This window comes from Arthrobacter sp. Y3221114, assembly GCF_059092625.1.
In genome coordinates this window covers 13257-34003 of sequence record NZ_JBNHHW010000009.1, presented here as the reverse complement: position 1 = coordinate 34003, position 20747 = coordinate 13257, and the positions used below count along the sequence as shown (strand labels likewise).

The 20747-nt window shown below is 63.5% G+C and carries 25 protein-coding genes; 10 read left to right on the top strand and 15 right to left on the bottom strand.

The window, feature by feature from the left end:
• The first annotated feature begins 42 nt into the window (after positions 1–42).
• The 7 genes from AC5RV3_RS16615 to rplQ all read left to right on the top strand — a co-directional run bounded on the left by AC5RV3_RS16615 (position 43) and on the right by rplQ (position 4489).
• Entirely contained in the window at positions 43–1083 is a 1041-nt protein-coding gene (locus AC5RV3_RS16615) for a P1 family peptidase (protein ID WP_494123057.1), read from the top strand.
• A gap of 221 nt (positions 1084–1304) precedes the next feature.
• On the top strand, positions 1305–1526 hold the full coding sequence (gene infA, locus AC5RV3_RS16610; protein ID WP_005267757.1) for a translation initiation factor IF-1: 222 nt from the start codon (positions 1305–1307) through the stop codon (positions 1524–1526).
• A gap of 77 nt (positions 1527–1603) precedes the next feature.
• Positions 1604–1717 carry a 50S ribosomal protein L36 gene (rpmJ, locus tag AC5RV3_RS16605; protein WP_005267758.1) on the top strand — a complete coding sequence of 38 codons (114 nt, stop codon included), beginning with the start codon at positions 1604–1606 and terminating at the stop codon, positions 1715–1717.
• A 157-nt stretch (positions 1718–1874) separates the two neighbouring features.
• Entirely contained in the window at positions 1875–2249 is a 375-nt protein-coding gene (rpsM, locus tag AC5RV3_RS16600; protein ID WP_493979201.1) for a 30S ribosomal protein S13, read from the top strand.
• Between the two features lie 46 nt (positions 2250–2295).
• Positions 2296–2697 carry a 30S ribosomal protein S11 gene (gene rpsK / locus AC5RV3_RS16595; RefSeq protein WP_429594060.1) on the top strand — a complete coding sequence of 134 codons (402 nt, stop codon included), beginning with the start codon at positions 2296–2298 and terminating at the stop codon, positions 2695–2697.
• A gap of 158 nt (positions 2698–2855) precedes the next feature.
• Positions 2856–3860: a DNA-directed RNA polymerase subunit alpha gene (locus AC5RV3_RS16590; RefSeq protein WP_493979200.1), complete on the top strand. Its 1005-nt coding sequence runs from the start codon at positions 2856–2858 to the stop codon at positions 3858–3860.
• A gap of 65 nt (positions 3861–3925) precedes the next feature.
• Positions 3926–4489: a 50S ribosomal protein L17 gene (gene rplQ, locus AC5RV3_RS16585; protein WP_494123056.1), complete on the top strand. Its 564-nt coding sequence runs from the start codon at positions 3926–3928 to the stop codon at positions 4487–4489.
• A gap of 95 nt (positions 4490–4584) precedes the next feature.
• Here the strand turns inward: rplQ and AC5RV3_RS16580 are convergent, their stop codons facing one another.
• Both AC5RV3_RS16580 and AC5RV3_RS16575 read right to left on the bottom strand, forming a co-directional pair.
• The gene (locus tag AC5RV3_RS16580; protein ID WP_494123055.1) at positions 4585–5439 is read right to left on the bottom strand and encodes a cytochrome c oxidase assembly protein; all 855 of its coding nucleotides are present in this window, start codon (positions 5437–5439) and stop codon (positions 4585–4587) included.
• Positions 5436–5957, bottom strand: a complete 522-nt coding sequence (locus tag AC5RV3_RS16575) for a DUF2243 domain-containing protein (protein WP_494123054.1) — start codon at positions 5955–5957, stop codon at positions 5436–5438. Before AC5RV3_RS16575 ends, AC5RV3_RS16580 begins: the two co-directional genes overlap by 4 nt.
• A 228-nt stretch (positions 5958–6185) precedes the next feature.
• Here AC5RV3_RS16575 and AC5RV3_RS16570 point away from each other — a divergent pair, with 228 nt between their 5' ends.
• Positions 6186–7118: a tRNA pseudouridine synthase A gene (locus AC5RV3_RS16570; protein ID WP_494123053.1), complete on the top strand. Its 933-nt coding sequence runs from the start codon at positions 6186–6188 to the stop codon at positions 7116–7118.
• A gap of 140 nt (positions 7119–7258) precedes the next feature.
• Here the strand turns inward: AC5RV3_RS16570 and AC5RV3_RS16565 are convergent, their stop codons facing one another.
• The 13 genes from AC5RV3_RS16565 to AC5RV3_RS16505 form a co-directional block, all read right to left on the bottom strand.
• Positions 7259–8137, bottom strand: a complete 879-nt coding sequence (locus tag AC5RV3_RS16565; protein WP_494123052.1) for a type II secretion system F family protein — start codon at positions 8135–8137, stop codon at positions 7259–7261.
• 13 nt (positions 8138–8150) lie between these two features.
• Positions 8151–9095: a type II secretion system F family protein gene (locus tag AC5RV3_RS16560; protein WP_494123051.1), complete on the bottom strand. Its 945-nt coding sequence runs from the start codon at positions 9093–9095 to the stop codon at positions 8151–8153.
• Positions 9092–10555: a TadA family conjugal transfer-associated ATPase gene (locus AC5RV3_RS16555; protein WP_494123146.1), complete on the bottom strand. Its 1464-nt coding sequence runs from the start codon at positions 10553–10555 to the stop codon at positions 9092–9094. Before AC5RV3_RS16555 ends, AC5RV3_RS16560 begins: the two co-directional genes overlap by 4 nt.
• On the bottom strand, positions 10552–11748 hold the full coding sequence (locus AC5RV3_RS16550; RefSeq protein ID WP_494123050.1) for a CpaE/TadZ family protein: 1197 nt from the start codon (positions 11746–11748) through the stop codon (positions 10552–10554). Before AC5RV3_RS16550 ends, AC5RV3_RS16555 begins: the two co-directional genes overlap by 4 nt.
• The gene (cpaB, locus tag AC5RV3_RS16545; protein WP_494123049.1) at positions 11745–12293 is read right to left on the bottom strand and encodes a Flp pilus assembly protein CpaB; all 549 of its coding nucleotides are present in this window, start codon (positions 12291–12293) and stop codon (positions 11745–11747) included. Before cpaB ends, AC5RV3_RS16550 begins: the two co-directional genes overlap by 4 nt.
• 217 nt (positions 12294–12510) lie before the next feature.
• A complete protein-coding gene (locus AC5RV3_RS16540; protein ID WP_494123048.1) occupies positions 12511–13524 on the bottom strand; it encodes a pilus assembly protein TadG-related protein in 1014 nt (337 codons plus the stop codon).
• Positions 13512–13916, bottom strand: a complete 405-nt coding sequence (locus AC5RV3_RS16535) for a TadE/TadG family type IV pilus assembly protein (protein ID WP_494123047.1) — start codon at positions 13914–13916, stop codon at positions 13512–13514. Before AC5RV3_RS16535 ends, AC5RV3_RS16540 begins: the two co-directional genes overlap by 13 nt.
• 102 nt (positions 13917–14018) lie before the next feature.
• Positions 14019–14195 carry a Flp family type IVb pilin gene (locus AC5RV3_RS16530; RefSeq protein ID WP_494123046.1) on the bottom strand — a complete coding sequence of 59 codons (177 nt, stop codon included), beginning with the start codon at positions 14193–14195 and terminating at the stop codon, positions 14019–14021.
• 268 nt (positions 14196–14463) lie between these two features.
• A complete protein-coding gene (locus AC5RV3_RS16525; RefSeq protein WP_494123045.1) occupies positions 14464–15105 on the bottom strand; it encodes a prepilin peptidase in 642 nt (213 codons plus the stop codon).
• Positions 15106–15368: 263 nt separating this feature from the next.
• The gene (fliW, locus tag AC5RV3_RS16520; protein ID WP_494123044.1) at positions 15369–15752 is read right to left on the bottom strand and encodes a flagellar assembly protein FliW; all 384 of its coding nucleotides are present in this window, start codon (positions 15750–15752) and stop codon (positions 15369–15371) included.
• The gene (locus tag AC5RV3_RS16515) at positions 15749–16633 is read right to left on the bottom strand and encodes a flagellin N-terminal helical domain-containing protein (protein ID WP_494123043.1); all 885 of its coding nucleotides are present in this window, start codon (positions 16631–16633) and stop codon (positions 15749–15751) included. The genes fliW and AC5RV3_RS16515 overlap by 4 nt, the downstream gene beginning before the upstream one ends.
• A gap of 29 nt (positions 16634–16662) precedes the next feature.
• Entirely contained in the window at positions 16663–18084 is a 1422-nt protein-coding gene (flgK, locus tag AC5RV3_RS16510) for a flagellar hook-associated protein FlgK (RefSeq protein ID WP_494123042.1), read from the bottom strand.
• 10 nt (positions 18085–18094) lie between these two features.
• Complete coding sequence (locus AC5RV3_RS16505; RefSeq protein ID WP_494123041.1) at positions 18095–18580, bottom strand: flagellar protein FlgN; 486 nt, start codon at positions 18578–18580, stop codon at positions 18095–18097.
• Positions 18581–18823: 243 nt separating this feature from the next.
• Here AC5RV3_RS16505 and AC5RV3_RS16500 point away from each other — a divergent pair, with 243 nt between their 5' ends.
• Positions 18824–19636, top strand: a complete 813-nt coding sequence (locus AC5RV3_RS16500) for a sigma-70 family RNA polymerase sigma factor (protein ID WP_494123145.1) — start codon at positions 18824–18826, stop codon at positions 19634–19636.
• A gap of 149 nt (positions 19637–19785) precedes the next feature.
• Positions 19786–20697 carry a flagellin N-terminal helical domain-containing protein gene (locus tag AC5RV3_RS16495; RefSeq protein ID WP_494123040.1) on the top strand — a complete coding sequence of 304 codons (912 nt, stop codon included), beginning with the start codon at positions 19786–19788 and terminating at the stop codon, positions 20695–20697.
• Positions 20698–20747: the final 50 nt, after the last annotated feature.

The following is a 20747-nucleotide window of genomic DNA, read 5'->3' as shown; positions in this document are numbered from 1 at the left end:
CTTCCCTTGCCCGGGCCGCCGGAGGCCAGCGAAGATGAGGCCATGGCTACTTCCATTACCGACGTGCCCGGCATCCGCGTGGGACAGGTCCAGAAGAGCGGCGACGGCTGGCTGACCGGCGTCACCGTGGTGCTGCCGCCGCCGGGGACAGTCGGTGCCGTGGACGTCCGCGGGGGCGGGCCGGCCACGCACGAGACCGATGCGCTGGATCCCACCACTCTGGTGCCCACCGTGGATGCCGTGGTGCTCGCCGGCGGCAGCGCCTTCGGCTTGGTGGCCGCGCACGGTGCGCAGCGCTGGCTGGAGGAACAGGGGCTCGGCTTCCGCACGCACAATGCCGTGGTGCCGATTGTTCCGGCCGCGGCCATCTACGACCTGGGCCGGGGCGGCGACATCACGGCGCGCCCGGATGAACAGATGGGCTACGACGCCGCTGCCTCCGCCGGCGCGATGCAGGACTTTGGCGAGGTACGGCGGGGCAACGTGGGCGCCGGCACCGGCGCGGCCATGGGCTTCCAGCAGTACAAAGGGGGAGTGGGGACTGCCTCGCTGCGGATGGGCGGCGCCAACGACGGCATCGTTGTCGGCGTGCTTGCGGTGGCCAATGCCGCCGGCGCGCCGTTCACGGGGACGTTCCCAGGGCATGGCGGCAATGCGGCGGGCCGTGACATGAGGTCCGATGGCCTTGGCGCGGTGCCGGCAGCAACCGGCGGCCTGGGCCGGCGGGCCGGGGAACCGGGACTGACCGAGCAGCGGCCGGCGTCCCCGTTGAACACAACCCTGTGCGTCGTCGCAACCAACGCCGTGTTGGATCCGGCGCAGGCCAAGCGGACGGCCTCGGCCGCGCACGCCGGACTGGCCCGTGCGTTGAGCCCGTCGCACACCCTGATGGACGGAGACGTGGTCTTCGCCCTGGCTACCGGGGCGCAGCAGCTGGTGCAGGACGGGCCCATCGACCCCCGGGCGGAACTGCACACTCTGGCCGCGGAAGCGGTCACCGCGGCCATTTGGGACGCCGTGGTGAGCGCCGAACGGGTGGAGGCGGCCGGCGTCGTACTGGAAAAGTATCCGCACCCGGACTGAGGGCTGCCGCGCGCGGGGGCCCCAGGCGTTACCCGGATTTAACTTTATCCGGCTTCCGGAGTACAGTTGTCTGTTGGTTGTCTCTACTTTCATGCCCATCTTCGGGTGCATGGCGCCCGCGAAAGCCTGCCGGAACGTACGGCTCAGTGGGGGTGTAGCGGCAAGCAAAACCCAAAAACTAGCCACCGCTTCGGCGATGGTTACTGACGTTAGCGGAGGATATGGCTAAGAAAGACGGTGTCATTGAGATTGAAGGCACTGTGCAGGAGGCTCTGCCCAATGCGATGTTCCGCGTTGAGCTGACCAACGGGCACGTTGTGCTGGCTCATATCTCGGGAAAGATGCGTCAGCACTACATCAGGATCCTCCCCGAGGACCGCGTTGTGGTGGAACTCAGCCCGTACGACCTCTCACGGGGCCGTATCGTCTACCGCTACAAGTAAAGACTTATGCCGCAGGCAACTGCGGAAAACCGTAAGTAGTTACAAGGCAGCATCAGCTAACAACGCAAAGGAAAACCATGAAGGTCCAGCCGAGCGTCAAGCGGATTTGTGACAAGTGCCAGGTGATTCGTCGCAAGGGCAACGTCATTGTGATCTGCGAGAACCCGCGCCACAAGCAGCGCCAGGGCTAAGACTCCTGCTTCAGCAGGGGCAGCACGCCCACGCGTAGTAACTCAATATAGGCAGCGCAGCAGGGCAACCTGCATACCCCCGGCACGGAGGCCGGGGACCCGAACAACGGGGACGCGCTGCTTCAGACCTCCGGATACAACAAGGAGAACCGCCACTATGGCTCGTCTCGCTGGCGTAGATATTCCCCGCGAAAAGCGGGTAATTATCGCCCTGACTTACATCTACGGCGTGGGTAAGACCCGTGCAGAGCAGGTTATCGCGGAGACCGGCATCAGCCCGGAAACCCGCGTCAAGGACCTCACCGACGCTGAGCTCGTGCAGCTGCGTGACTTCATCGAGGGCAACTACAAGGTAGAAGGCGACCTCCGCCGCGAAGTTGCAGCCGACATCCGCCGCAAGGTTGAGATCGGCAGCTACGAAGGCATCCGCCACCGCCGTGGCCTGCCCGTCCGCGGACAGCGCACCAAGACCAACGCTCGTACCCGCAAGGGCCCGAAGCGCACCGTCGCCGGTAAGAAGAAGACCCGCTGATTCCCAGCCGGTCAGATAGCTACCAACCAACTTTGTAGGAGAAGCAATGCCCCCCAAGACTCGTGGAGCGGTACGCAAGCCGCGTCGCAAGGACAAGAAGAACATCGCGCTGGGCCAGGCGCACATCAAGAGCACCTTCAACAACACCATCGTGTCCATCACGGACCCGTCCGGTGCCGTCATCTCGTGGGCCTCGGCCGGCGAGGTTGGCTTCAAGGGCTCCCGCAAGTCCACCCCGTTCGCCGCGCAGATGGCTGCCGAATCGGCCGCCAAGCGCGCCCAGGAGCACGGCCTGAAGAAGGTCGACGTCTTCGTGAAGGGCCCGGGGTCGGGACGCGAGACCGCAATCCGTTCGCTGCAGGCCGCTGGCCTCGAGGTTGGCTCCATCCAGGACGTCACTCCCAGCGCGCACAACGGTTGCCGTCCGCCGAAGCGCCGCCGCGTCTAAGCAGCCCAAGGATACTTTTGGCCGCCGCACAGATTCCTCCCACTTTTGCGGGAGAGCCTGTCGGCGGCCGAAAGTTCCACGCTGGAGGCTGACCAGCCGCCCTTTTCCACCAATTCGTGCTGCGTCATATAGCGGATGCTCGCTGAAAGGAAATCTAAGTGCTCATTGCACAGCGCCCCACCCTTACTGAAGAAGTAGTGGCCGATAACCGCTCCCGGTTCGTCATCGAACCGCTGGAGCCGGGCTTTGGCTACACCCTCGGAAACTCCCTCCGCCGCACGCTGCTGTCCTCGATTCCGGGGGCTGCCGTAACCAGCATCCGCATCGACGGCGTGCTGCATGAGTTCACCACCGTGCCGGGTGTGAAGGAAGACGTCACCGAGATCATCCTGAACATCAAGAACCTGGCTGTCTCCTCCGAGCACGACGAGCCCGTGGTTGCCTACCTGCGCAAGCAGGGACCCGGTGTTGTCACCGCCGCGGACATCGCGCCGCCGGCCGGCGTGGAATTCCACAACCCGGACCTGCACATCGCCACGCTGAACGAGAAGGGCAAGTTCGAGCTCGAACTGACCATCGAACGCGGCCGTGGCTACGTGTCGGCAGCCCAGAACAAGTCCGGCGACCAGGAAATCGGCCGCATCCCGGTCGACTCCATCTACTCGCCGGTGCTGAAGGTGACCTTCAAGGTTGAGGCAACCCGTGTTGAGCAGCGCACCGACTTCGACCGCCTGATTGTCGACGTCGAAACCAAGGCTTCCATTGCACCGCGCGACGCCGTCGCCTCTGCCGGAACCACCCTGGTTGAACTGTTCGGCCTGGCCCGCGAGTTGAACACCGCCGCCGAAGGCATCGAGATCGGCCCGAGCCCCACGGACGCCGCCCTGGCTGCCGACATGGCCCTGCCGATCGAGGACCTGGAACTGACCGTCCGTTCCTACAACTGCCTTAAGCGTGAGGGCATCCACACCGTGGGTGAACTCGTTGCCCGCTCCGAGGCCGACCTGATGGACATCCGCAACTTTGGTGCCAAGTCCATCGACGAGGTCAAGGCAAAGCTGGTGGAACTGGGTCTGTCGCTGAAGGATTCGCCCCCTGGGTTCGATCTGGCTGCCCGCGCCGCAGCCATCGACGAGGACGAAACCTTCGAGGACGAACTCTAAAACGCAAGAATTCTGCCGCCACGGCGCTCGGGAGCGCACAGCGGCACCATTGAGGAGAAAACATAATGCCTACCCCCGCTAAGGGTCCGCGCCTCGGAGGCGGTCCTGCCCACGAGCGCCTGATGCTCGCCAACCTGTCCGCCGCGCTCTTCGAGCACAAGCGGATCACCACCACGGTCACCAAGGCCAAGCGCCTGCGCCCGTTCGCCGAGCGCCTGATCACCTTCGCCAAGCGCGGCGACCTGGCCTCGCGCCGCCGCGTGCTGGCAGTGATCAGCAACAAGGGCATCGTGCACGAGCTGTTCACCGACATCGCGCCGGTGATGACCAACCGCGACGGCGGCTACACCCGCATCACCAAGATCGGCAACCGCAAGGGCGACAACGCCCCCATGGCCGTCATCGAACTGGTGATGGAGCCGGTGTCCCCGAAGCAGGCCGTCGTGAACGAGGCCGAGAAGGCCACTGCCAAGGCCGCCCCGGCTCCGGTCGAGGAAGAGACCGCTTCGGCCGAGTCCGCTGACTCGCCCGAGTCCGCGCAGTCCGGCGATTCCGCTGACTCGCCCGAGTCCGCAGACTCTGCTCCGTCGGCGGAGTCCGCCGAGGAAGCTGCCGAAGAGAAGAAGTAGTTCTTCGCCTTCACTGCTTGAAGCCCGCTGTTCCCTTCGGGGGATGGCGGGCTTTTGCGTGTCCGGGAAGGCTCACAGCGCGTATCCGGGAAGGCTCATATGACGACGGCGGTGCCCGGCTTGGGGGAGCGCGCTTTGTGCCCGTCGCGGCCGGGTCCGCGCCTAGGGCCGGGACCGGAATTGCGGCGGGGCCGCCACGTCGACACCAGCGCGAAGGCCAGCAGCAGCTCGGCGATGTCCCCGCCGTAGTACATCAGTTCACCGGCGAGCCTCAGCTCACCGGGGTGCGCCGGGACCTGGACGAACAGCCCCGCGTAGAGCAGCTGGGACAGGACCGCATGGCCGGCGATGGCGACGCCCAGCACCACCAGCCGCGCCGGCACGGAGGGCCTGCCCGGTGCCGGGTCGGGCCCGGCGATCACCCAGGCGAAGAGACAGCCGGCGGCCAGGAAGTGCAGGTGGATGGCGTGGTGCAGCACCGGGTTGTCCGCCGCGAGGTTGTACAGCGGCGTGAAGTACAGGCCGGCCAGTCCGCCGAGGTTGAGGATCAGCGCGGTCGCGGGGCTGGCCACCAGATGGAGCGGCCGTGAGCGCAGGACCCTTCCGATCGCCTTGCCGTGACGGGGCGGCACCGACCTCAGCAGCAGGGTCACCGGCGCACCAAGCACCAGCCCGATCGGCGCATACATGCCAAGCAGCAGGTGCTGGACCATGTGGGCCGGCAGCCCGCCCGGCGGCAGCGGCATCAGCTGCGGCGCGAAGCCCAAGGCCAGCAGCAGTGCGCCGGCGAGGAAGGACACGGTTCGCCAGCGGCTCCAGCCACGGTCCTCCCGGCTCCGCAGCCACGCCAGAACCGCGTAACCGCAGGCCAGCACCGCAACCAGGGCCAGCGGCAGCACGGCGTCGAACGCGGCTGGCTGGTGGTTGTGGGCAGAGTGGGCGCCGATCATGCCGGGTCCCTCCCCAGGCGGCGGGCGTCGTTGTCCCTCCCCATATCCCTCAAGTCCACCATCCGGCCGGACCGTTGCAGCAGCCAGCCGCCGACCACCAGCAACGCCCCGAACAACAGAAAGAGAATGTCGGCCAGCATCTGGTAATCGCCACTGATGACATGGTGGATGGCAAGGATGTGGTGGTCGATAACCCCCTCTACGAGATTGAAGAGTCCCCAGCCGAACAGCATCCAGCCCCAGAGGGTACGGGATGCCCACACCCGTCCGCGCGAGGACGTCACCCGTGAGTACAACAGCCCCAGCCCGATCAGCACGGCCAGCCAGGTCACCGTATGGAACAGCCCGTCCCACAGCGTATTCATCTCCAAACCGTGGACGGTGTTTGGCGGATACGAACCGACGTCGATGTTTGCGGTTTCCGCGCTGGTGAGCATGTGGTGCCACTGCAGGATCTGGTGCAGCAGGATCCCGTCCACGAAGCCGCCCAGCCCCACTCCGAGGATGATGCCGGGCATAGCGATCCGGCGGTTGTGATCCGTTGATGTTGCGGTTCCAGGGCTTCCTGCCATCGCTCCTCCGAACCTGGCGGTCCCGCCCGCGGTTCGGGCGCTGTCCCAGCAACATAGACCGAATGCCCGCGAGCGTCGACAGTCCACTGGCGCCCGGCCGGTGACCGGCCCACAACCAGCCGCGGGCGCTGGCGCCATCCGAAACTTTCACAGGGCCCCGGTAGCATGGAATCCATGCCACCGACTACCTCCCCCGTCCCTGACCGGGACGGCGGGCTCTTGCGTGTCCGCCTGGATCTTGCGTACGACGGCGGACCCTTCAGCGGGTGGGCCGTGCAGCCCGGCCGGCTGACCGTGCAGGGCGCGGTCGAGGAAGCGCTGGAAATCATGATCCGCCGGCCGATCCGGCTGACGGTTGCCGGCCGTACCGACGCCGGCGTGCACGCCCGGGGGCAGGTGGTGCATTTCGACCTGGAACCGGGGGAGTGGCACGGACTGGCCCGAGGCCGAGAGGTCGATCCCGCCGAAGCCCTGGTCCGGCGTTTGCGCGGGGTGCTGGCCAAGGTGCTCGGTGGCCGCGTCGGCGCCCCGGTACCCTATCGTGACCTTGCCGGGGCAATCGAGGTTAAGCGGGCCGTCGTCGCCCCCGACGGATTCGACGCCCGGTTTTCCGCTCTCTGGCGCCGCTACAGCTACCGCATCGCCGACCGGGCGGAGCTCTGGGATCCGCTGTCACGCAACACCACGCTGTGGCACAAGCACGCTGTCGACGTCGATCTCCTGAACCAGGCAGCCGCCAAGCTCCTGGGCATTGGCGACTTCCTGGCCTTCTGCAAGCCCAGGGAAGGCGCCACCACTGTCCGGGAACTGCAGAAGTTCGACTTCGCCCGCGGCGCCGACGGCGTGGTGGTGGCCACGGTGCAAGCCGACGCGTTCTGCCACAACATGGTGCGTGCCCTGATCGGCGCATCGTTGATGGTCGGCGGCGGCGAGCAGGCACCGGAGTGGCTGCGCGACCGGATGCTGGCGAAGGTGCGGGATTCGAAGAGCAAACTGGCTCCGCCGCATCCGTTGGTGCTGGAAGAAGTGCTCTATCCCGACGGCGGCGATCTGCTGCGCCGGGCGGAGCTGACGCGGGCAAAACGCGCCGATCCGGACGAGGGCTAGGGTCGGAAGCTCACGCCGGCGCCTCAGATTCATCCCTATCTGTACAGATGGACGGCTCCGGAAGGAAATTCAGGGCAACAACCGGAGCCGTCCGGACTAACCCACGCCGTGCCCTGCGGCATGGGAGTCTATTGGCACCGTCAGCCGAACGCGCCCATCAAGCGGATGGCGGCCGGGCCCATGATCACGATGAACAGCACCGGGAAAATGAACAGAATCAGCGGGAAGATTACCTTAACCGGGATCTTCATCGCCTTCTCTTCCGCACGCTGCCGGCGCTTCACGCGCATCTGGTTTGCCTGTGTCCGCAGCACCGTGGCCAAACCGATTCCATACTTGTCCGCTTGGACGACGGCGCGGACAAAGGACTTCAGGTCCTGAACCGTGGAGCGGTTCGCCAAGTCCTGGTAAGCCTCGCCCCTGGACCTTCCGACCTGGATGTCCTGCAGCGTGCGCAGGAACTCCTCGGCCAGCGGTCCCTTGCCGCTTTCGGCAATTCGGGCCATCGACGCTTCGAAGCCCAGGCCGGCTTCCACCCCGATGAGCATCTGGTCCAAGGTATTCGCGAGTTCGAGTTCGATTGTTTGCTGCCGTTTGATGCCCCGGTTGTAAATCATCAGATCGGGGGCGAAGTAACCCAGCAGCGTCAGACCCACGGTAAAGAACGCCATTCCCGCTGAAGGGCTCTTGCTGAAGACGAAGACGCCGAAGCCAAAACCGGCAAGCGCCAGCAGCGGCTTCGCGACGATCATTTTCTCCAGTGGCAATGACATCGGTCTGCCGGCTATCGCCAGGAGTTTGTCCAGGCGGGCTTCGTAGCTGCCCGGGGTGAGTTTGCGAGCCAGCCCCAGGAGAATCGGCGGCCGGCCAGCCGGCCGTCCATCCGGTGTGTGGGAAATGCGCCCCAAGTTGGTGTGAATGGCGATGACCGCTCCTCGGTCGAGGGCCAGGAGCGACCAGACCAAGAACGTTGCGGGTAGAACGACCAGTGCTATGAGACCCCAGGCCATGAGTGTCATGATTTCTTCCCCCCTAGAACTTGATCTTGACCGTGCGGCTGAGCCAGAAACTGCCGATTGCCAGCAGGACGACGCCGGCGCCGATCATGACGAACCCGATAACGTCTTGAACCAGCAAGGACAGGTAACCGGGGTTAATGACGGCGAGCACGAGTGCCATCACGATCGGCAAGGCGATGAGGATCAGTGCTGAGAGTTTCCCTTCGGCGCTCAGAGCCCGGACCTGTCCTTTGATCTGCAAGCGTTCCCTGATGGTGTGGCCCACCTGATCCAGGACGTTGGCTAAGTCTCCGCCCACCTCACGATGGATTTGGATTGCCTGTGCGACCCACGCGAAATCTTCGCTGTCTACTCGTGCCGCCGACTCTTCCATGGCGACGGAAACATCGCGGCCGATGCGGGCTTCATTCAAGACCCTGCCGATTTCTTCCGACGTCGGCGATTCGGACTCGCGCGCCACTGCCTCCAGCGATCGCAAGACACTATGTCCGGCACGAAGGCCGCCGGTGAGCATCATCAGCGTGTCTCCCAGTTGCGCCTCGAAGCGTGCGCGGCGCCGGCCGGTCCTGAGGACCAGAAAAATCTTGGCCGCGATGGGTGCCGAGACAGCCAGCAGCAAGCCCCAGAAGATGTTGGCGAGGAAGGCGCCGAACAGGCCGCCCACCACGGACCCGCAGATCACCATGACGGTGAAGTCGGCCGGTGACATCTTGATGCCCGCGAGCCCCAGGACGATGTGGTTGAAGGGCCCGGACGTCCGCCCCACGACCCCGTCAACGGCATGGACGGTCGAGTCCGTGAACCGGGTCAGCAGGGAGGCCTCCCCGGCGGCGAGGATGTCTTTGCGGATGGTGGAGACTGACTGATACCGGGGCTTGAATACCACAAAGAACATCAGGCCCAGCGCCGCGAAACACATCCCGAGGGCCCCGAATAGCCATACGGTTTCACCGTTCATCGCCGCACTCCCTGAACTTGTACTGCACCGAAGACGGCGGGCGAGACCGCGATGCCCTGCTCTGCGAACTTGTCCATGAAACGGGGCCTCACTCCTGTCGGCACCGGCCGTCCCAGGAATCTGCCGTGCGGGTCGATGCCTGCAGCGAAGTCAAAGACGAACGCATCCTGGAGCGTGACCACATCGCCCTCCATGCCCTGGACCTCCGTGACATGGGTGACCCGCCGGGTGCCGTCCCGCAGCCGTGACAAGTGGACGATCACATCGACAGCCGAGGAAATCTGCTCCCGGACAGCACGCAGTGGCAACTCCATGCCGGCCATGAGCACCAAGGTTTCGAGACGGGCAATGGCGTCGCGGGGCGAATTGGCATGGACCGTTGACAGAGACCCGTCGTGGCCGGTGTTCATCGCCTGCAGCATGTCCAGGGATTCTCCGCCCCGAACCTCGCCCACCACGATGCGGTCCGGCCGCATGCGCAACGAGTTGCGCACCAAGTCACGAATGGCGACCTCGCCTCGTCCCTCAATATTGGCCGGGCGGCTCTCCAGCCGGACCACATGCGGTTGTTGCAGTTGCAGCTCCACCGCATCCTCGATCGTCACGATCCGGTCGCTGGCCGGAATGAAGGATGAAAGGACATTCAGCAGAGTGGTCTTTCCGGTACCGGTTCCCCCGGCGACCAAGATGTTCAGCCTTGCCCGCACACAGGCGCTCAACAGTTCCGCCATCTCGGGAGTCAGGCTGCCAAAGTCAATGAGCCGCTGAACGCTCAAGGCCTCCTTGGAGAATTTCCGGATCGTCAAGGCCGGACCGTTGACGGCCAGCGGCGGGATGATCGCGTTGACGCGCGATCCGTCTTCCAACCGCGCGTCGACCAGCGGCGACGATTCATCGATCCGTCGGCCGACCCGCGACACGATGCGTTCGATGACCTTGCGCAGATGCTCGTCCGAGCTGAACCGGAGGCCGGTCAGGAACAGCTGTCCCGCCCGTTCGATATAAATCTGGTCGTACCGGTTTGCCATGATTTCGGTGACCGAGGGATCTTCGAGCAAGGCCTGAAGCGGACCGTATCCCAGTACCTCGTCGCCGATCTGACGGATCAGCCGGCGTCGCTCCTCGGAAGACAACGGGACGTTTTCGGCATCGATGACTGCCGAGAGCTCTTCACGGGCGATCCTGCCCAGTTCTTCTTCCGAGACCGACATGTCGCTGAAGCGCGAGCCCATGCGCTCGAAGAGGGCCTGACCCACCCGATGCTTGAGGCCGGCGAGCCCATCAACGGCAGGACCGGCGGGCGGCTGCTCCTGGGATGGTGCCCACGCCGGCGGCGCGCTGGCCTCATCTGTGGGGAGCTGCTCGTGGACCGGGACGCTTGCGGCTGCCGCCCGTTCAAGCGCCGCGGCCTGGCTGATCTCCGCGTTGCGCGCGACATTGAGCCTGTCGGAGAGTCTCATGAGACAACCACCCTTCGGTGGAGCTTGGATTGTGGCGCCTTCGCCCACTGCGGGTCGAACCGCTGGACCAGCTTCCGCAGCCCCTTCATGGCCGCATCACGGGCACCCTCCTGAAGGACGGGCACTCCGCGGTTCGTGGAGTAGGGCAGCGTCTTGGACCGTGGAATGACGACGTCGACCGGCACGCCGATGGTGGACTCAACATCCTGGACGGTCAAACCGCTGCGCCGATCCGCGAAATTCAACGCGACGTGGCGGCCCTCCGGCACCAGATGCAGCTCGCGAAGCACATCGAAGGACGCACTCAAGCCGCGGACGCTGGGAATGTCCATGCCGCAAACCCAGACCGCATCGGTAGCCATCTCCAGGGTGGCAAGGTTGTGCTCGCCGAGCCCCGGCGCCGTATCCACGACGACATACTTGAACTCGTGCGACAGCTGGCGCAGCAACCTGCTGACGTGGTCGGCCGTCACGTAGTCCGCCTCATTGGGCCTCCGCGGCGCACACAGAGCGTACAAGCCGCTGGGATGGGCCGTCAGGAACGCTTTGAGCACCATGGTGTCCTGCGCGGCAGGGCCGTGCACCGCCTCCGTGATGGAATGCTCGGGATCAAGCAGGAGCCCGGAAGCAACGTCACCAAACTGGACATCGAGATCGACGATGACGACGCCCAGCGGAGCGATCTTTGCCAGCCCGATGGCCAGATTGGTCGCCACCGTCGTCTTGCCGACACCGCCCTTGGGCGACATGACGGCGACGACCCGCCCCTGCTCCTGACCCTCATCTCCGGGGGACAGGCCGCGACGCCTGCTGGCGGAAGCCAGGCAGGCCCGCTCCAGCAGCCCGCGCAGGCAATCCACAGCCACGTCCGGACCCACCACGTCGCGGATTCCTGCCTGCATGGCAGCCAGCATCAGTTGAGGATCAGGTTCCGCCACCAACACCAGGCTGATCTCCGGGTGCTGGAGGTCGAAGACGGTCGCCAGCTTCAGCGCTGCGGCTCCGGACACGCCCGGCCCGAAGAGGAGCACCTCCGGCGGCCCTCCCACGAGTCGCCGGAAGATATCCTCAGTCCCGCCGCTGAGTACCTCGGGCGGCATCGCTTGCACTTCTCCATGCATGGACCCCGTAACGGCCGACCGAATGCGCCGTTCGAAGTCCGGGACGGAGGTAATGACCAGGAAACGGCTCACCGGTACACCTCTTCCTTGGTGAAGACCAGCGGGTCGGACTCTTTCGCCTCGGCGGGTTCCTTGGAGAGCCAGATCTTGCCGAACTCGGCGGCGTAGACGATCTTGGCTGCCTCGCGATCCGTGCCGGCAAGCGTAACAAGCAACGCCCCCTGGGGAACCGTGGTTGCCTCATCTCCCCCTACGTCTTTCCCTGCGGCGGGTGCCCGCTGGATTCCGGTCACCAGGACCTTGTGCTTGACGAGCTTGGTCGTGCTGCCCTCGTCTTCGGTGCTGCCGCCAAAAGATATAAAGAATCCGACAGTGTCCCCGGCCTTGACCTTGCCGCCGATTACTCGCTGCGGTTCAAGCTGAATAGTGACCTCCTGCAGCCCCTCTGGGACCGGAACGGTGCCCGGAACCAACTCGTCGGGTGCCACCAACCGCGTCGACAGCAACTGCTCGCCGGGCTGGAGTTCCACCGACGTAACCGTTCCCTTATGGTCGGCCAGGCTGTTGACGGCGCTGGCCGGAACGGCCGAGGACGGAACTGCTTCCAACTCGACCACGTTTGTCAGGCTTTCGACCGGTGTTCCCGCCGGCACTTTTTTCTGGACGATTAATACATTTGTGGGTTGTAGCCCTTGTGCCGCTCGACGGTCCGCGTTCTGTACATACGTAACTAGCAGTACAGTGCCGATGACCGCGAGTAGCAGCGCCGCTATGCCCCCCAGCAGGCGTGCTTTCACTTCTGTTGCCCCCAATATTGTTGATAATTGTGTGGTGTTACTCCGTCAGTCGAACAACGTAGGCTCCCGCGTCAGGCCCGACACCGCTGTAGCCGGGTATGGATGTAACGTATTCAACAAACGTCCCGCGGATCGCCTTACAATCGCCGGGACCAGAACACGAGACAGCATTGGGGCCGGTCGGGTACTTTCCGCCGGCTGGGAAATTCCAGCCGGTAATCTCAAACGCGGCAAACTTTTCGATCAAATAGGCCCCGCCGCTGCCGGGGACGCCGTTGACATCATTGAATATTGGCAGGTAGATGGTGACGGTCAGGCCGTTCTGCAGATCCTGTTTCCATTGATCGAGCAGGGCGGCGCAGGCGCCGCCTCCTCCACCAGGGATGCTGGCCCCTGTACTGCTGGGTGCGTATTCGCCTACCGTGACGTCGGCTGCGCAGGTTCCCCCATCAGGGAGGAGCCATCCGAACCCTCCGGGCATCTCCAGACCGGAGGGACCGGTAGCCGCGCATGTCTCTGTTCCCTGATACTCGATCACCATGTTCGGCGTCGCGGAATCGAATTCACAGCTGGAGAACGCCATCGGAAAGCCCGTGGGCCCCGAGGCGGGAGGAAGCCACGACGCCGTTGCCGTGGCGCTGACTTCTGTGCTGGAGAAGGCCGGGTCCAGGACCTGGGCGAAGAACAGGGAGATGCTGTTCGGAGCCTGTCCCGCTTGGGATGCCCCGGCGACAACCGTTGCCGTGTTCGCGGCCGTGTCGACAGTAGTGCTGATGACGTTGCTGGCCCCATCGCCGGCGTTGGCATTGGTCAGCGGGGCCGCCAGAGGGGACCCGTCAATGCACGCTGCGTCGAGTTCGTCATTACCGCACGTCTTGGCAACAGACAGCGCAGCGGCGTCGGCACCGTTTTGCAGTTGCGCCCGTTCGGCGTACATCGCCCCGACATCTACGGCGAGGGCCGCAAAACCGAGCAGAGCAACCATCAGGATGCCGACGATGATTGCGACGGCCCCGTGCTCGTTGTCATTCGCCGTCGTTATCCTGCGCATCTCATCGCTCCTACTCCGCTTACGGTCCGCGGAAACATGCCGGCAAAATCCAAGAACCCTGTCATCGACCCGACCGTGGCCTGGACGGTGACAGTAATCTGGTCGGTGTCGGCGCAGCCGGCGCCGGGCACCATGGATGGTGTCACCGTCAGCGCCGGAAGGCCAGCCAGCGTTGGCGCCGTTGCGACGGCGTAGCCCAGTGGGGCGACTGTAACGTCGTCCGGGTTGACGGCCAGTTCACGGGCTGTCTCTCTGGCCGCCTGCGACATGGAAATATGCAGGTTGAAAAGATAACCGAATTCCATAATCCCTATAACGAGGAGAAGCAGGACCGGCAGGGTGACCGCCATTTCTACGGCGACGGCGCCCTTTTCGGAATTCCTTGACTTCACGATGCCCCCAACTGAAGTCGATAAAACTGGTTATGGTCTTGTTTTCGAAGTGTCGCGGCGGTTGGTTCTGCAACAGAACCAACCGCCGCGACGAGATCGGTTTTACGGCAATTTACCCTCGACCGTGGTGAACGCGGTGAGAAGATCCTTGCCGATGGTGGCGACAACGGCGATGATCACTGCAACGATCAGAGCCACCATAACGCCGTACTCAACGGCAGTGGCACCCTTCTCCTCGCGGGTCAGGCGATCGGTGATGGTGTGGAACATGGTCTGCATGGTCGCGTAGATAGCAAGCATTGGTTACCCCCCAATAGTTGTGAAAAGACACGGGAATGCCCGGTGTGTAATATCCAAGAATCCCCCTACGTGGTCCGGACTGGACCGCGATGGCAATACTGTGGCATCCAGTTCCGAGGATTTCAAGAGGTGGTTGGTGAAAAGATTTAGCTTAAGCATGTGGGGGCGCTAAACCAGAGAATTGGTGAAAAGTATAACCCGAACTGTTATTTATCGTATAACCAACAGCTCTTACGCCGAATGTGGGTCAGGTTAGAAAAGGTGCCAGGATCGCAGCCCCGACCATGGCGGGACCAAAAGCAGTTTCCGATCTTAAGGTAATCTTGCGCAAGAGCAACAGGATAAGAGCACCCAGAACGTTCAGTAGAAAGGCTCCAAGGAGCACGAAAAGCCAAGTCTGTATTCCCAGGTAGCCTGCGTAAAGTCCGATAACTGCTGCTAGTTTGACGTCGCCCATTCCGATTCCGCCTGGTTTGATGAGCGCCGAAATGAGATACACGGCAAACAGCGCGGCGCCGCCGGCTAACGCCAGCAGCATCCGCATCCAATCACCGTTGGCGATGGTTGCCACCACAAGGAGAACCACGGCTCCAGCCAGCATGGGGCCGATGAGTCGGTTCGGCAGCAAGTGGTGCCTTAGATCGATGGCGGACAACAGCACACCGGCAACGGCAAGCAGCAGGTATGCCGGCAGGGCCCAGCTACCCGCGAAGGCCAAGCCGAGGAGGCCTGCGCACGCGGAGGTGAGCACAGCCGTCGTTATTCGCCATGAGGCGGGGAGGGACGTGCGCTGCTCGAGTTGTGCGAGCGGGAAGGCGCACCAGCCAACAACGAGGCCAACCATGACGCTACCGATGGCGTAGGCGATCTGCAGGTCGTTGGAGTGCACATGCAGAGGCTAACCGCTTCGACTGCGTAGCGCGGGTAAGGGGGAGAGTAGGCGTCGCGTGTCGTTCGCCTGTGCGGAGGGTGGTTGCTTCCGGCGGTTCCCCCATAAGCCGCCGGAAGCATTTAACCGGTGATTCCGGATCCCCCAGCAGGTCCCTTGGACCGTGGGGATAACTCTTGCACGGTAGCCGCCGTCAGCTCAAGAGTTTCAGACGTCTGACTTCTTCAGCCGCTAGCGCGGTGTTACGCGGTCGGAGGGTAGAGCTACGCGGCCAGCGGCGTCAGTTCTGCCCGGAGCGGCCAGTCCTGGCCTTCCAGAATCACTTGGGCGCTGACGCCGGTGTGCACGTTGACCACGATCGGGGCCATCAGGTTCACGGTGGTGCCCGATTCGCCGGGGTTGGCCACCACCAGCACCATGGCGTCCTCCGAGACAGCGAGGTCCAGGGCGGCACGGTCGTCGTCGGAAATCACCGGCGTGTACTGGTTCAGGTAGGTCGCCGCGTCCAGGACGAACAGGCGCTTGCCCGGGTCGGCCACGGGCTGCAGGGAGTACAGGCCGGCCGCTCCCGCGATCTCGTCCAGCGTGAAGTCGACCAGCGGTGCCAGTCCCGGGGGAGGCGCGACGAAGGTCAGTGCGGCGCTCATCGCAGGAAGTCCATCAGCGTCGGCTGCAGTACGCGAGCCGTGACCTGCAGCGCCGCCTGATAGGCCATCTCCTGCATCTTCAGGTCCAGGATCACCTTTCCGATATCCGGATCCTCGATCCCGGAGCGGCGGGCTTCAAGCGAAACAGCTTCGTCCAAGTTCGTCTCCTGGGCTTTCAGGATCTGGGCGTGGCGGGTGCCGACCTCGGCGCGTGCGTTGATCACGGTGTTCAGCCGGGCGTCGATGGCGTTCAAGTCTTCGCTGACGCTGCCAGCGCCGTTGAGCTTTGCGATCATTGAATCAAGCAGCGCGAAAACCGACGGGTCCGTGCCCGTGGAATCGTCGCCGAAGACTGCAGCGGCGCTGGCATCAACGCGTACCGTCTGGTGTGCCCCGGGTCCGATGCGACGCTCCACCCCGGTGGCGCTCGGTTCCGTCACGGTGTACGGCGCGGTTGGGGGATCTCCATATACGTTCGGCTTGTCGGAGTTCCCGGCAAACACATTGCGTCCCAGGTACTGTGTCCGAGTCGCAGCCAAAAGGCTTTCCTTGATGCTTCCAAGCTCCAAGGCGACGGCCTCGCGTGCAGTTTGCGAGATGGAACCATTGGAAGCCTGGATCGTCAGATCGCGGGCCTTGTTGAGCAAATCGGTGACCGTGCCCAGCGCGGAGTCGGTAGTGGTGAGCCAGCCATTGGCGTCGTCGATGTTGTGCTTGTATTGCGCGTTGGCGCGCATATCGGCACGTGTGCGCATGGAATCGGCGGTGCCCGTCGGGTTGTCCGAGGGGCGGGCAATCAGCGACTCGCCAGCGGCCAACTCCTGCAGCTTGGCGATACGCGCCATGTTGTCCTGCAGGTTGCGCTGGGCGAAGCTGCTCATCGTTTGGTTAGTGACTCGTGAAATCATGGCTACCTCCCGACCAATCCGGTGCGGTTGATCAACGTATCGAGCATTTCATCAATCGCCGTCATCACTCGAGCCGCACCCTGGTAGGCGTGCTGGTATGTCAGCAGGTTGACGTTCTCTTCGTCCATGTCCACCGACGCGTTGGACAGTTGCAAGGTCTTGGCTGACTGGGACGCAATATCCGCGAGGTTGGACTGCTGCAGCTCCGTCTCCGCGGCTACACCGATTGTGGTGACGATGTTCTCCCAAACGCGGTCAGGGGAGCCGGCGCCGATGCCGAGCTGGGACAACTCGTCCGCAACGGAACCATCAAGAACGCCCTTGGCTGGATTGCCCGCATTGAGGGCGCCTACGGTCTTGACGGCAACGGTCAGACCAAGTGCCTTGTTAGGCAGCTCGGCATCGAAACTGAAAAACTCCGGTGCGGGGTCCTCGCCGGGCGCAGTCTTCGCGTAGACGCTGTTCACCGAGTCCTTCAACGTGGTGGCGAAAGTGTCGTAGCTGTTGGCGGCCTGCCGTAGCGGCCCATCTCCCTTAGCGTTGCCCAACATGGACAGTGCGCCCGCGATTTCACCGCCGTCGAGAACCACCGGCATGCCGGTCCGACTCGGACTCGCCCACTCGAGACGCACACCCTTTGTGCCGGAGATGTCCGTATCAGAGTCCCCCGTAACGGCGATTCTCTGGGCGCTGGAACCAGTGACAATCGCATTGCCGCCGATCAGGACATCCACCTGCCCGTCGCTGCCGTGGCGAACGGTGGCTCCGGTGAGGGTTGCCAGCCGTTCGGTCAGCAGGTTGCGGTGGTCCATCAGCTCATTGGCGGAACCGCCGTTGGCGACGGCAAAACGAATCTTCTCGTTCAGATTGGCTACCTGTGATGCAGTGCCGTTGACCTCCGCGGTCATGGTGTTCACGTCGGAGCGCAGGCGGGAGAACTGCTCGCGCACCTCTTGGTAACCGCGCTTGATCATGTTGGCCAGGATGTTCGCCTCTTCCAGCACCACCCCGCCGGCAGCGGCGTCATCCGGCCGGTTGGACAAGGCCTGCCAAGAGGCCCAGAACTCCTGAAGCTGCGTGGAGATGCCGTATTGGCCCGGCTCGCGCAAGGACACTTCCAGGCCGGACATCGTATCGGCGCGCACTGCAGAATACCCAGCGACACCGGCCGAGAACCGGACGCGGGTATCCAGGTGCATGTCGCCCAGCCGAGCAATCGCGTCCACCGAAACGCCCTGGCCGATCTGCACGCCGCCGGTCAGCAGTCCGGTGCGGTCGAGGGCCCCGATGGACGACGTACTGACCCGCTGACGGGTGTAGCCCTCGGTATTGGCGTTGGCGATGTTCTGGCCCACCACGTTCAAACCTTGACGGGCGGCCACCAGACCGGTGTACGCGGTGTTCAGGCCGCTGAAGGTACTCACTGCGAAAACCTCAGATCGTTGTGTCGAACAGCTGGGACCGGTTGCCCGAAAGCCCTGCCGTCCCATGCGAGTCGTAGGTCCCGGCATCGGGATTGAAATTGGCGAGCGTTTCCTGGGTGGACCGGGCAGCCGCACGCAGGAACTTCTCGTTCACGTCGCGCAGTTCACGGATCTGCAGGGTCAACTGTGTCAGTGCCTGCAGATGTCCCTTGAAGATCTCGCCCCACGGCCCCACCGGGGCCTGTTCGGTCAGCTCGCGTAGCGTGGCGCCTTCCGGCGTACCCCACTCCCGGGCCAGTGCGGTTACCTCCACCGTGCGGGCCAGGCCGGCGTCGCGGAGTCGCTCCAGAACCTGTTCCACCTCGCGGGTGGCGTGCTGCAGCCAGCGGGACTTGCCCGCCGTCAGGAGCAGCTGCTCCTCCTCGAGCTTGAAGACCAGTAATTCAAGAAGTTCACGTTCGTGCCACAGCATGGCGGACAGTTCATGGGCTCCCATGTCAGGCACCTCCCCTGGTTGATTCTGCGGACACAACCCCCGCGGGTCCGCGTCAAAAAGCCGCACTGGATGAACAAAAAGTAACGGCATGGCTACATCTCTATCTATCGGCCGCACAACCCCTTGCGTTAGGAGCGATTGATGATAGGTTTCACCAAGAGATGAATCGTTCTTTCGAGGCCGCACCCCTCGAATCATAAGGAAGGTTCGTCCGTATCTTTGGGCACGGAGGGGGACATGTCAGTGAATCGTGCTGACCGTAATGCGCTGGTGGTGGAAAACCTCCCGCTCGTCGGATATCTGGTCTCCGAAGTGTGTGCCAAAGCCACCCACCTCTCCCGCGACGACCTCGCCTCTGCCGGCTCGGTAGCGCTCATCACCGCCGCCGACGCCTTCAATCCGGATCTCGGCGTTCCTTTCGGCGCCTTTGCCCGCCGTCGCATCATCGGAGCCTTTGCCGACGAAATGCGGGCCATCGACTGGGCGCCCCGCTCCGTGCGCAAACGTATCAAGGAAACGCTGTCCGTCCGCGAGACCCTTACTGCCGAACTTGGCCGCTACCCGAGCGTTGACGAGCTTGCTGCCGCCCTCGGGGTTGACCGCGAGACCGCGGAGGCCGCCATGGACGATGCCTCCCGCACTGTCTCCACCCTGGATGACACAACGGCCGAATTCCTGGTCTCCGAGACGGCGTCGCCCGAAGGCTCACTCCTCACCGAGGAGCGGCTCGCATTCCTGAAGGCCGCAGTGCACCACCTTCCCGAGAAGATGCGGTACATCGTGGAGCAGATCTACTTCGAGGACCGCTCTGTCAAGGAAATCGCCGAAGAGCTCGGCGCTACCCATTCGGCCGTCTCCCAGCAGCGCTCCGAGGCTATCCGCCTCCTCCGGGATGGCCTGCATACTCACTATTCCGACGACGGCGGTGCCGGCTATGTGCCCGAGTCTCGGATTGCTCCTTTCCGCCGGAAGGCGTACCTGACCGCGCTGGCCGATCAGACCATAGGCGGGATTACACGTTTCGCCGCCACGCAGCCAAGGGCCGCGGTTTCTTGACCTGTTCGCAGTAGCCGGCCAATCGCGGCCCGCACCGCGAAAAATCCTTTGCACTTCTCCTAACGGATCCCCGTATTCCTCCGATAGCTACAAGTGCCAGCCCATGGACGGGCCGGTGAATTTGTACCATCTCATGGAGGAGTTTCATCATGGCTTTCGCCATTAACACCAACGTTGCGGCCCTGAACTCGTACCGCAACCTGTCGAACACCCAGAACGACATTTCCAAGTCCCTGGAGAAGCTGTCCACCGGCCTGCGCATCAACCGCGCTGCCGATGACGCAGCCGGCCTGTCCATCTCCGAGGGCCTGCGTTCACAGGTCAACGGCCTGAACGTTGCAGCCCGCAACGCCCAGGACGGCATCTCCGTCATCCAGACCGCTGAAGGTGCACTCACCGAGGTCCACTCCATCCTGCAGCGCATGCGCGACCTGGCTGTCCAGGCCGGTAACGATTCAAACAACCCTGCCGCCCGTGATGCGATCAAGACGGAAGTTTCCGGATTGACGGAAGAGCTGACTCGAATCGCAGGTTCCACCAACTTCAATGGCATCAACCTGCTCAATCGTGTAGATAGTGCTGGCGATGCGACGGCCACGCCGCCGGTACCTGCCACTAGCGCTACCCTCACGTTCCAAGTAGGCGCTGGTTCTACGACCGGGACTGATTCCGTTGATCAGATTGAAGTTGATCTGACTGCGGCGAATATCGATACGGTTGTGACGGCGTTGGAAAGCGCGTTCAAACTGACTGACACCGATCACGGTTTCTCCTCGGCAACACTGGCCGCCGGATCGATTAAGGCACTGGACGATCAGATCGCCGCAGTTTCCAACGCTCGTTCTGAGCTCGGTGCTGTACAGAACCGGTTCGAACACACAATCAAGCACCTAAATATTTCTGCTGAAAACTTGGCCGCATCCGAATCTCGTATTCGCGACACAGATATGGCCAAGGAGATGGCTAGCTTCACCAAGAGCCAGATCATGTCCCAGGCCGGCACCGCGATGCTGGCTCAGGCCAACCAGATTAACCAAGGTGTGCTGCAGCTCCTCGGCTAATCCCGGTAGCTAACGGCTGAATGCGGCCCGGCAGCGAGGCGAACGAATTG